Annotated in this window: 9 protein-coding genes and 1 pseudogene; 3 read left to right on the forward strand and 7 right to left on the reverse strand. The window is 69.2% G+C overall.

Translation table 11 applies throughout. From position 1 onward, the window contains the following. Nucleotides 1-6 precede the first annotated feature (6 nt). The 5 genes from PWG71_RS17410 to PWG71_RS17430 all read right to left on the reverse strand — a co-directional run bounded on the left by PWG71_RS17410 (nucleotide 7) and on the right by PWG71_RS17430 (nucleotide 5,937). Nucleotides 7-996 (reverse strand): hypothetical protein, encoded by a 990-nt coding sequence (locus PWG71_RS17410; protein WP_274810802.1) that lies wholly within the window; start codon nucleotides 994-996, stop codon nucleotides 7-9. A 43-nt stretch (nucleotides 997-1,039) separates the two neighbouring features. Next, entirely contained in the window at nucleotides 1,040-1,573 is a 534-nt protein-coding gene (locus tag PWG71_RS17415; RefSeq protein WP_274810803.1) for a hypothetical protein, read from the reverse strand. Nucleotides 1,574-1,611: 38 nt separating this feature from the next. Beyond that, nucleotides 1,612-2,130 carry a hypothetical protein gene (locus PWG71_RS17420; protein WP_274810804.1) on the reverse strand — a complete coding sequence of 173 codons (519 nt, stop codon included), beginning with the start codon at nucleotides 2,128-2,130 and terminating at the stop codon, nucleotides 1,612-1,614. 813 nt (nucleotides 2,131-2,943) lie between these two features. Further along, nucleotides 2,944-5,262, reverse strand: a complete 2,319-nt coding sequence (locus PWG71_RS17425) for a protein kinase domain-containing protein (RefSeq protein WP_274810805.1) — start codon at nucleotides 5,260-5,262, stop codon at nucleotides 2,944-2,946. A gap of 258 nt (nucleotides 5,263-5,520) precedes the next feature. Beyond that, nucleotides 5,521-5,937: a hypothetical protein gene (locus tag PWG71_RS17430; RefSeq protein WP_274810806.1), complete on the reverse strand. Its 417-nt coding sequence runs from the start codon at nucleotides 5,935-5,937 to the stop codon at nucleotides 5,521-5,523. Nucleotides 5,938-6,035: 98 nt separating this feature from the next. On the opposite strand from PWG71_RS17430, the gene PWG71_RS17435 reads away from it, so the two are divergent. From PWG71_RS17435 to PWG71_RS17445, 3 genes are all read left to right on the forward strand, one after another. After that, on the forward strand, nucleotides 6,036-6,272 hold the full coding sequence (locus PWG71_RS17435) for a hypothetical protein (protein WP_274810807.1): 237 nt from the start codon (nucleotides 6,036-6,038) through the stop codon (nucleotides 6,270-6,272). A gap of 525 nt (nucleotides 6,273-6,797) precedes the next feature. After that, on the forward strand, nucleotides 6,798-8,465 hold the full coding sequence (locus PWG71_RS17440; RefSeq protein WP_274810808.1) for a serine/threonine-protein kinase: 1,668 nt from the start codon (nucleotides 6,798-6,800) through the stop codon (nucleotides 8,463-8,465). 47 nt (nucleotides 8,466-8,512) lie between these two features. Then, the gene (locus PWG71_RS17445) at nucleotides 8,513-8,911 is read left to right on the forward strand and encodes a spore-associated protein A (protein ID WP_274810809.1); all 399 of its coding nucleotides are present in this window, start codon (nucleotides 8,513-8,515) and stop codon (nucleotides 8,909-8,911) included. 189 nt (nucleotides 8,912-9,100) lie between these two features. Here PWG71_RS17445 and PWG71_RS17450 read toward each other — a convergent pair whose 3' ends face one another. After that, entirely contained in the window at nucleotides 9,101-9,778 is a 678-nt protein-coding gene (locus PWG71_RS17450) for a hypothetical protein (protein ID WP_274810810.1), read from the reverse strand. A 172-nt stretch (nucleotides 9,779-9,950) separates the two neighbouring features. Then, a pseudogene (locus PWG71_RS17455) lies at nucleotides 9,951-10,233 on the reverse strand (hypothetical protein); the annotation flags it as partial.

The following is a 10,233-nucleotide window of genomic DNA, read 5'->3' on the forward strand; positions in this document are numbered from 1 at the left end:
CTCCCGTCAGCTGCGGCCCCGATTGCCACCGTTCCCGCCACCGATACGGGAGCGGGCCCGCCTGACAGCGCTGGAGAGGGAGGTGCCCAGGGCGGCAGTCGAGTCCTTGGCCCTGTCCTTCCTGGAGGGTTTGCTCAGGATGTCGAGTGGATTCGATTCCGCCGGGGGAAGCCCGCGAGCCTCGCGCGCGCTCACGTCTCTCCGCCTCTCATCGATGATCTCCGCGACCGCCTCTTTCCTCGCCTGCCCGGACAGAGGGGAGTGCCCGGTCTCCTTCACCAGGGCGAGGGCGGCGTGCGCGGCCGCCAAACCGTTGTTCTTCACAAGATCGGTTACGACCTTCGGATAGTCCTCCAGAATAGCATCGACCCATTGCCTGAAATCAGGAAGCTTTCCTTCCTTGATGGCATCTCGTGCACTGACGTTGAGATCGAATCCGAGTATTTTGTAGGACTCCTTGAGGGACATGTCGACCTGGACGAGATTGTCGCGCACCGCCCCGATACTCTGTGCGGTGCGTGTCGCTTCATCCTGAGACAGCGTCCGGCTTCCCTGTGCCACCGGATTGATCACCAAGGTGCTGTCAGGGTGCATCATCTCCTCGAAGGACTGGTTCGTCGCACCCGCGCTCTGGAGATCCTTGACCCGATCCTCCACCAGGGCCAGTTGCCGCTCTAGAATGAGGAGATTGGTGCCGGCCTCCAGAGTGATCGAATCACCCTCCTGCCTTAGGTTCTGCTCGGTGAGAGGGAACTCCTGCCTGTTCCAGACCTCCGAGTTGATCTGGCGTGCGATCTCCTCGATCTGCACCAGCGCTTCGCTGTTGATCTCATGGAGGGAATGGTCCGACTTCTTCACCTTGGATGTCAGATATTTCTTTCCTCTTATCGCAACGAACGCGGCGAAGCCTGCGAAAAAGAGGTTTGACAGGATCGCCGTTAAGGTGCTGGCCCCTCCGGTGAGCAATGAGTTCATGTTCGACAGTAGTTCGGCCAAGACTTTCTCCCATGGAAGTGGCGTTGAGAGCTGCCGAAGCCCCTTATCCGATGACGGCGGTAGCGGCGGCCAAAAGTCCCAGTGCCACCATGAGGACGATGTGGGTGAGGCGGATCAGCCGAACTCTCATCGCATCGGTGCCGTGGACGCTCCCAGCGGAGTCATCCCGGATGGCGTAGTGGTCCGGGGCGGGGGTTCGTGCGCCGGGGACCGACCTCGCGATCTCCTGATTGAGCCGGTCGAGCATGCCCGCGTACTCGGAGAACCTCCGATCGGCGTCGCCGGAGAGGCCGGAGGCGGTTTCGGAGGGGCCCGTGTGCCTTCGAAAATTGATCAACGCAAGCATGTTGTCCAGTATCAGGTACTTCTCGTCGGCGGCACTCGTCCCAAAAACGATGGCGTTCTCACGGTGATTCTTGAGGCGGAGTTCAGTCAAGGTCGCGCTGAATTCATCCAGCCTTCGGGGATGGGCCCCGGACTTCGCCATGAATTCTGTTGCCAGAAACCGGAAAAGGTAGAGGGTCAGTGCGCATGCGAACATCAAAGAAAGCATCGAGATCATCTTCGAGTAGTCCAACCGGAATGTTTCTCAGTCACACTGGAATGTAGTCTTCTTTACATTTTTGTCCTTCGGTTTTCTGGGTCGGAGCGTGTGCTGACCGATTTTCCTCCCAAGGCTACCCCATGACGTCTCGCAACCTCTTCATGCCCCTGTCTGAAAATCTCGACTCTGGAGCGCCCCTCTTTCTGGTCGAGGAAATTCTGCATTCCTTTTCGATGGAAAGGTATGGACCACAAATTGGCCAGCCGCTGTCCGTTGTTGTCCACTGCATTTCGTATGGTCGTGGCGGCCTGTAGGACATTCTGAAGGTAGATGTTATTCAGATCGGCGACTCTGAGGAAGGCGGGAGTGTTCTTTGCTTTCTCACTCCTGGCCGCCCTGGTCGCTTCGTCCGTCAGGCCTGATATCAGGTGTTCCTTGTAATTGTTCTTCTCGATCCTGGCCTCTCGGTGCGACTGCCAGTACACGAGGGCCAGGGCACCGCCTACGATGCCCATGTAGATCGGTGTCGACGAGGCCATCGTCAAGATGTTCGAGAATGTCTCCCCCAAGACGGCCAGTAGTCGTTCCACGAACGGACCCCTTCCTTTCGCGTCGGTCTGCTGACATGCGACTGCCCTGCCCGCCTGCGGCCGAGGCAGCGGGCGGTCCCGTTGGAAGGGGCCGGGGCATGGGATCCCTGTTGCCACGGGGAGGTGTCCACCAAGGGAAACTTGGTTGAATAGGTGACAAAGTGGCAGAGCGGGCTACATCATAGACCCTTCAGGTCTTCTTTCCCATGGTCGGATGGATGTTTTCGCTCGATCGGGCCAAGGGGGAAGAGCACATCGCGACCCCGGATTTCCGGAGCCCTTTCCGCTCGCCATCGTCGGTGGCCGAGAGCAGCGGTACCTGCCCCAACCCCGTCTCCACCTGGGGGCCATCACGGTTTCGCCCCTCGAACCATCCGATCCGTACGCCGTGGTGCAGGAGGGTGTGCTCGCGGAGACGGGTAACGCCCCTGGTGTGCGGTACGCGCGGATGGCCGTCGGCATGGCGCCCGGGCGGTGCCGCATCCGGAAGCCGGCCGACGGGCGCGGAGCAGCCGGATTCGGGAACGGTGCGGAGGCCGCGGCCCGTGAGGTCCGGCGGTTCGGGTTCGACCCCCTTCACGGGCGGTGAAGCGGTCTTTGTGAGTCCTTGGACCCCGCCGACCCCCTGGGGAGCGGTCAAGGCCTGAGAGCTCGTCCCATCTGGTGAGTCGGTGATGGCAGATCGGCGTGCGGGTGATACCCGCGAAGGCCGGTAGCAGCGGAGCGGGTGGCATCCGGTCGGACACGCCATGGTGTGCCCGGTCTGCCACCGGTGCCGCCTCGACCGAAGACCCGACCGGTGGGGCGCGGCCGTCAGTTGGCGTCGGACGCGCCCCGGTCGGTGCAGATCTCCTCGGACGGGGCCAGCACGTCGGTCGAATGGACGGCGACCACCTGGAAGCAGTACTCCACCTCGGGGTTGAGCCCCGAGACGTCCACCGAGGACTCGCCCGCCTCGGTACGGGCCATCGACGTCCCCCGCGCGTCGGCGGGGCCGCCGACCACGACGTGCGAACTCTCGCCGCCGGTGTTGTCCGTCCAGGTCAGTGACACGGCCACGAGGTCGTCGGTGAGCCCGATGTCCGTGGGGGCCAGTTCCGCGACCGGGTCGGCGACCGCCGGCGGTTCCGCGGCCCCGGACTCCGTTCTTCCCGGGGTGTCCCCGGTTCCACTCGCCTCCGGAGACGCGGCCGGGGAATCCGGCCCGCCCAGTCCCCTGACGAGCACGGCGAGGCCCGCTCCCACCACCACGACGACCAGCAGGCCGATGAGGATCGGGCCGACGAGGGCACCGATCCCGCGCTCGCGCTCCGGGGGCCCGCCCCAGTCGGAGTACGGCTGCGTGACGCGATTCCGATCGGTGGTGTCGAAAGGGGGAGAAGGGGCGGGTCGGGGGGTCGGCTGGGGTCGGTGCGGCACCGCCGGGGCGCCGGCCGTCTCCGCTGCCGGTGGCACCGGCGCGCCCGTCGCGTTCCACGCCGGTGGGAACGACGCGGGTGGGGGCGTGCCGACTCCGGAACCCGCCGCCTCGCCCGGTCGGACGCCCGGTGCCGGGGACGGCCGTGCGGGGGCTGCGTGCGTCACAGCGGCGGGAGCGGGCGTCCGCTCGGGAGCCGGTTCGGGGAGTGGGGCGGTGCGGGGCGTCCGGGCCGTGTCCACGCTCGGGGCGGCGCCGGAAGGCGTCGCGGCGTTCTCGGGCTCCGAAGGACCGACCTGCGCACCGCCGCCCTCGGCGGCTGCTTCGGCGTCGTCGGCGTCCGGGGGGTCCGTCCGGGGTGTCCGGAGGGCGCGGGGGAGTCCTACCGCGGGGAGGTCTCCCTCCCCGGGGAGCGGTGTGCCGGGACGGCCCCCGTGGACCTCCGCGTCGGCGTCCTCATCGGGGTACCCGTCGTCGAGGTACCCGTCGTCCGGGTAGCCGTCATCGGTACGGGTGTCGGGTTCCGGCCCGGCGTCGACGATCGGTGCGGGCGGCCCAGGAGTCTCCTCCGTCGCCTCCCGGCCGTCCGCCTCCCACCACGGGGACTCCCCGAGAACGGCCGCCGTCCCCGCTTCCTCCTCGGGCTCGTCCGCGTACCCGTCATCGAGGTAAGGGTCGGCCGCAGCTTCCGTCTGCGGCTCCGCCTCGCCCGCTGCCGATCGCGCGGGCTCCCCGGTGCCGATGGCCCCCGGCGTCACGACCCTTTCGGGCCCGTCCGTGTAGCCGTCGTCGTCGGCCGCGGGGGTCGACGGTTCCACCCCCGTCCCCTCCTGGGTGAGCGGTACGGCCGCCCGGCCCTCTTCGAGGTCGTCGGTCCCCTCGGGCGGGGACCGACGCGCCGCCAGCGCCGCCGCGAACTCCTCCGCCGTGGACGTCCGGCGGTCGGGGTCGGCTTTCAGGGCCCGGCGCAGGACCGCGCGCAGCCACTCCGGCACGTCCTCCCGCCGGAGCGCGGGAACGGCGGATCCGAGGATGCGGGCGCGGTACTCCGCCAGCGGGGCGGCCTCCTCCCGCACCTCGTCGAACGGGGCGTGCCCCGCCAGGAGCGCCCACATCGTGGAGGCGAGGCGGTACACGTCCGAGGCGGGGGAGGGGGCCCCGCCCCGCAGTTCCTCGGGCGGCGTGTGGTCCAGGTCCCGCCGCGTGTAGTAGACCGGTGGGAACGGGTGGTCCAGCGGAAGAGCCGAACCGAAGTCGATCAGGGCCGGGCCGGTCTCCCCGCGCAGGATGTCGGCCGGGCGCACCGCGTGGTGCAGGAAGCCCGCCGCGTGGATCGCCGCCAGGGCCCCGGCCACCGCCGCGCCCACGGCGAGCACCTCGTCCACGGAGAGGCGCTCGCCGCGCGCCAGGATTTCGCCGTAGTCGCCCTCGGGCCGGTACTCGGTCACCGCGTAGGGGCGGCCCTCGTCGGTGACGCCGGAGAACAGCAGTGGCTGCACGCCCTCGGTGGCTGAGAACTCCTCCCACAGGCCCGCCTCGTCCGGTCGCCCCGCACCGGTCGACGGACGCAGCAGCTTCACCGCGAAGGGGGCCTCGCCCGACTCGGGCTCGGCTCGGTACAGGAGCGAGTGATCGCCGAGGTACAAAGTCGTCAGGGAACGCATGCCCGAGATCACGGGCTGCGACGAGGCGCGGCGACGACCCTGCCGGATCATGGGGTCCCTTCTGGCACAGCGGGTCCCTCCGCCCGGTCGGCCGACGGCACGGACGGCCCGCCGGCGCGCGGAGGGGATCGGGTCGACCGGCACGGTCCGAGGCGACGCCTGCGGGGGCCGAGAGCGCTCCGCGGGCGGGAGGGGGAGGTGGGTCCGGGGCCGCTGCCGGGTCGGGGCACGGTGCCCGACAACGCTGCGCCGAGCCTAGTACACACCCCGAAAGCGGGGCACGCCCCGGCCCGATGCCGGCGGGGAAGGTCAGGCGCTCTTGCCCTTCCGTCCGAACAGCCCTCCTCCTTGCTGGCTCTTCTGCGCCCTGCGGGCGGACGAGAGGAGATTGGTGGACTGAGTGCTCTCGCGCGACTTCTTCATCGCTTCTGTCAGGCTGGTGGGTTTCTGCGATTCCTGGTTCCGCTTGAGCTCGTCCTTGATCTCTTGCCACTTGCCTTTGCGGGCCATGTTCCACTCACCTTCGTTTTCCCGGGGTTCGGAGTGATCTCCGGTCTTCTCCGGCTCGACGGGGCAGGGGAGCCGACGGGGCCTTGCGGGGCCACCGATCACGTACGGGCGCGCGATGGCGCGTACGAGGCTCGGAGCGTAGCACTGAGGGACGTGCCGGGAGAAGGCCGGAAAGCCCCTCCCGTATGGCGAAATCCAATGCTGGATCTTCATCATTGCGATGTTGTGGGAATTCGCCTTTGATGAACGTGGGGGTGCTCGCATGACATCCGGCACCCGTTCCTGTCGGATTCGCGGAGGAAGGCGACGGTGAAATGGCACGAGGCAAGCGCGGTGGCGAGAACGAGGACAAGGGCGCGGAGGACCTGGGCGACGCCCCGACGTCGGTCATCTATCCGAGATCCGGCCGCCGTGTGGTGAGCGAGGACTTCCCGTTGCGCGGGTTCACAAGACACGCGAACGCCGACGTCGACCCGAACGCCCGGCGCCAGGCCGAGCGCAGCAGGGCCTTCAGGGCGAAGGAGAAGCGCAACGGGAACAGCCCCTCCTAAGGCGTGTTCCGCGGATACTCACCCTGCTGCGCGACGCCCCGGCACAGCTCTCGCCGCGTTCTCATCAGTCGACAGCCACACCGGGATGACTCCTTCTTCGGCCTTGCGAGAGCCGCACCGGGACGGCGCTCGCGACGGGCGGCATCCACGGAACACGCCCTAGAGAGGCTCCCGGGGCCGACCTCGCCCGCGCCCCGGCAGGACGTGGACGACCACGTGGCCGGGAACGCGGTCGAAGGTTCCGTTCACGCCCCCTCGAAGGGAGGGCGACGGCAGTGTGGTCCCGTCCCTTCCGGCGGAACCCGGGCGCCCGCCCCGAAGTGCCGGTGACCGCTTCTCCGAACGCGGACCCGACCGCCGTGACCGGTATCGGTCACGGCGGTTCCCATGTCCGGTTCATGTGTACTCGTTACCGTTCGAGTCGAGTCCGGTCGCTAGGATGCGGTGTCCGTACGTCCCCCGGTGATCCCATGTTCCCGGTGCCCGCGAGGGACGCGGCCCCCTGCCCCTTCACCCGTGGATCCCATGCGCCCCGCACAGACCTCCGCCTCCCTGCCCGTCACCGCCACCGACCTGACCTCCGCCGATCCGGCGGTGATCGGTCCCTACCGACCGCTCAAACGCTTGGGCGCGGGCGGGATGGGAGTGGTCTACGCCGCCGTGGACCCCCATGGGGCGTTGGCCGCGGTCAAGGTGATCCATCCCGAATACGCCGCCGACGCCGAGTTCCGCAGCCGCTTCGCCCGTGAGGTCGAGACGCTCTCCCGGGTGGGCGGCGCCTGCGCGGTCCCCCTGCTCGCGGCCGACACCGGGGCGGAGCGGCCGTGGCTGGCCATGCCCCTCGTTCGCGGCTTCAACCTGGGAACCTACGTCCGCCAGAACGAGGGGCCCCTGCCCGCCTCCCTCGTGTACGGACTCGCCCTCGGGGTCGCCGAAGCGCTCACCCAGATCCACGCCGCCGGTGTGGTCCACCGTGACCTCAAACCGGCCAACATCGTCATCTCCCCGGAGGGGCCGCGGGTCCTCGACTTCGGGATCGCCCGGGCCCTGGACCAGACCGCTCTGACCCGCACCGGTTCGCTACTGGGTTCTCCCGGCTGGATCAGCCCGGCCCACTACCGGGGCGAGGGGATCAGCACCGCCGACGACGTCTTCGCCTGGGGGGCGTTGGTGGCCTACGCGGCCACGGGCCGTCCCCCCTTCGGCACGGGTGACCCGGCGGGGGTCGCCCACCGGGTGCTGAGCGGCGACCCCGACCTGGAGGGGTTCACCGGACCCCTCTCGGACCTCGTGCGCCGTGCTCTGGCCAAGGAGGCCGAGCTGCGGCCCACCGCTCTGGAGTTGGTGACCGGAGTACTTCGGGCATCGAGCCCTCCGGGCGCGACGGTCGCGTCGTTCAGCGGAACCGACGGGGTGGGACAGGTCGTCGGGGGAAGTCTCCAGAACACCTGGGTGAGTGTGCGTCTGCCGGAGGAACGCCACTTCGATGTGGTGCCTCCACCGGCCCGGGACGTCGCGGAACGGGTGCGTTCCAGACCTTGGACGGCGCTCGTGGTGACGGCGGCCGCTCTGCTCTTGCTCGCGGTCGTCGGGCTGGGCGGAGCCGTGTTCTCCGGCCATCTCGACGCATCGCTGATCGGGAACCGGTCCGATGACGATGGGACATCGCTCCCGGTGGAGAGCGCCGCCGGTGACGAAGGGGACGGTTCCGCCAAGAGCGCGAGGAACCCAGAGGAGACCGAAGCGTCGGACGGACCCTCGGACGGTCCGTCCGAGGAGGACGGGACCGACGAGGGCGAGGCCGGCGGTTCCGACGGCGGGGGCGGTGACGAGGGCACGACCGCCACGGCCTCCGGACTGGTCGGAGCGGGCGTGAGCGCGTCGGGTTCGAGGCCGTCGGGCGACCACGTCATCGCGTTCCGACCCGACGGCGGCTCGGGGGTGTACGCGAAGCTGGACGGCGCCACCGTGGTCTGCGCCTGGAGCTTCTGCCAGAGCCAGGGCGGCGGCGTGGGCAACGGCGGCGCGGGCTCGGTGTCCTCCAGCCCGTCGGCGCTCACCGGGTACGCGAACCAGGGGAGCCGGACCGTGAAGGCCGAGGTCACCTACACGACGGCGGCCGACGGCACGGTGACCATCACCCGCCTGGTCGAGTACCACCGCACCAGCGGCACCGGGACCCCGCCGTGGTGACCGGGGTGGACACGACGACGGACGGCGAACGAAGAGAGGGAAGCGTGATGAAGAGGATCACCGGCCGGGTCGCGGCGGCGCTGGGACTGGCCCTGATCGTCACGATCGCGAACCCGGCCCCGGTGGGCGCGGTCGTCTACGGCGGCCAGTGCGGCGGCGGGTACGGGAAGGTCAACGAGGCGGCCATCCCGGGCGGCACGGTCTTCCTGACCTACAACAACTCCAACGGCAAGAACTGCGTCGTGGTGGTGCGGTCCGACCCGGGGGCGCGCGTGTCCATGGACGCCGCGCTCAAGCGCAGCGACACCACCTCCTGGCAGACCGACCCGGGCGACTGGACCGAGTACGCGGGCCCGGTGTACCTGTCGGCGGCGGGCCACTGCGTGGACTGGGGCGGCAGGATCGGCGACGACTGGATCGTACGGAACGGCACCAACTGCGGCTGACCGCGTCCGGCCGGCGGGAGCGTTCGCGAGTCGCGAACGCGCTCCGCGCCGGGGGCGGTCCGGAGGACCGTGGGGCGCGCGGCCCGACCACCCGAGCCGGTGGCGGGCCGGTCGGCGAACGGGACGGTCGGCCACCGATCACCTGCGTGAACGGGAACGGCCCCGCCGGAGCGGGGCCGTTCGGGGTGATCAGGCCGGGTAGAAGGTGTACGCCCCGTACATGGAGATGCTCAGGGTGTATTCGCTTACGTCACCCGTCTCCTCGTCCAGGGCCTGGCAGGTGAACGGCGCGTCCTCGCTGGTCCGGCCGCGGACCAGGTCTGATTCCATGTCGCAGAGCACGTACTCGGTCTCGGCGTCCCAACGGAGGGTGTCCTCGACCATCTCGCGCACCAGCGGCCCCTCCGGCAGGTCCTGCTCGTAGGAGATGAGGATGCCGGAGGACTGGATGTCGATGTTGTACTCGAACTCCTCACCCAGGAAGTTCACCGTGCAGGTCACGGACTCCCCCTCCTCGCCGGCGATGTCCGGGCACTGGTAGGTGGCGTCCGGGTCGGTCATGGAGGCGAAGGTGGAGACCTGCTCCAGGGCCTCCCACGCGATCCGTTCGCCGAGGGGGGCCGAGTTGTCCGGTTCCGGTGGCAGGTCGCTCTCGTTGAGTTCGGGCTTCTCGCTCGGTATGGGGCCCTGGTTGAAGTCGCCGGTGTCGACGTCTGCGGGCTCCTCCTCCACCTCCGCTTCGATGGTGTCCGCCGTGGACTCGGGCTCGTCGGCGGGGGCGGGGCCTCCGCAGGCCGCCAGGGCCAGTGCGGATCCGACGGCGGCCAGGCCGAGGGCGGTGCGGTGGGCTCGTACGGAGTTCAACATGTGTACCTCGGGCTGTGATGACAGGGGATAGGGGCCCTCCTCGTGAGGGAAGGGGGCCATGTGGTTGGTGTCCGCCGTCGTGTCCCTGGTTCTCTCCACGAGATAATTGTGACCCGGGTCACTTTGTGCCCGATTCGGCCTTCCCGCCGGCCGCTCCGGACACGGGTGGGCCTCATACCCCCACCCCCGCCTTGCTTCCCTGCTGGGCGATCCACACGCGGGTGAGTGCGGCCAGGTCCTCGAAGGTGACCGGGGGCGGGGTGGGCGCGAGCAGATCCCCCTCGGGGAGCCTCGGTTCGGGCGGACGCGGTCCGGAGACGAGCGGTCCGGCCGGGCGCATCTCGGGGGCGGGGGCCTTGGGGGTGCGGGGCGCGCTCCACCGGTGCAGGCGGGCGGTCGCCTCGGCCTGGACACGGGCCTGGACGCGGGCCTGTTCGTGGGCGGTGTAGTAGGGC

Origin of the sequence: Nocardiopsis sp. N85, from assembly GCF_028882275.1 — a bacterium.
GTDB lineage: Bacteria > Actinomycetota > Actinomycetes > Streptosporangiales > Streptosporangiaceae > Nocardiopsis > Nocardiopsis lambiniae.

Excerpts from the sequence above, each read along its gene's own strand:
- PWG71_RS17435 (WP_274810807.1), top strand. The coding sequence starts at position 6,036 with ATGGCACGAGGCAAGCGCGGTGGCGAGAACGAGGACAAGGGCGCGGAG.
- PWG71_RS17445 (WP_274810809.1), top strand. The coding sequence starts at position 8,513 with ATGAAGAGGATCACCGGCCGGGTCGCGGCGGCGCTGGGACTGGCCCTG.
- PWG71_RS17440 (WP_274810808.1), top strand. The coding sequence starts at position 6,798 with ATGCGCCCCGCACAGACCTCCGCCTCCCTGCCCGTCACCGCCACCGAC.
- PWG71_RS17425 (WP_274810805.1), bottom strand. The coding sequence starts at position 5,262 with ATGATCCGGCAGGGTCGTCGCCGCGCCTCGTCGCAGCCCGTGATCTCG.
- PWG71_RS17430 (WP_274810806.1), bottom strand. The coding sequence starts at position 5,937 with ATGATGAAGATCCAGCATTGGATTTCGCCATACGGGAGGGGCTTTCCG.
- PWG71_RS17450 (WP_274810810.1), bottom strand. The coding sequence starts at position 9,778 with ATGTTGAACTCCGTACGAGCCCACCGCACCGCCCTCGGCCTGGCCGCC.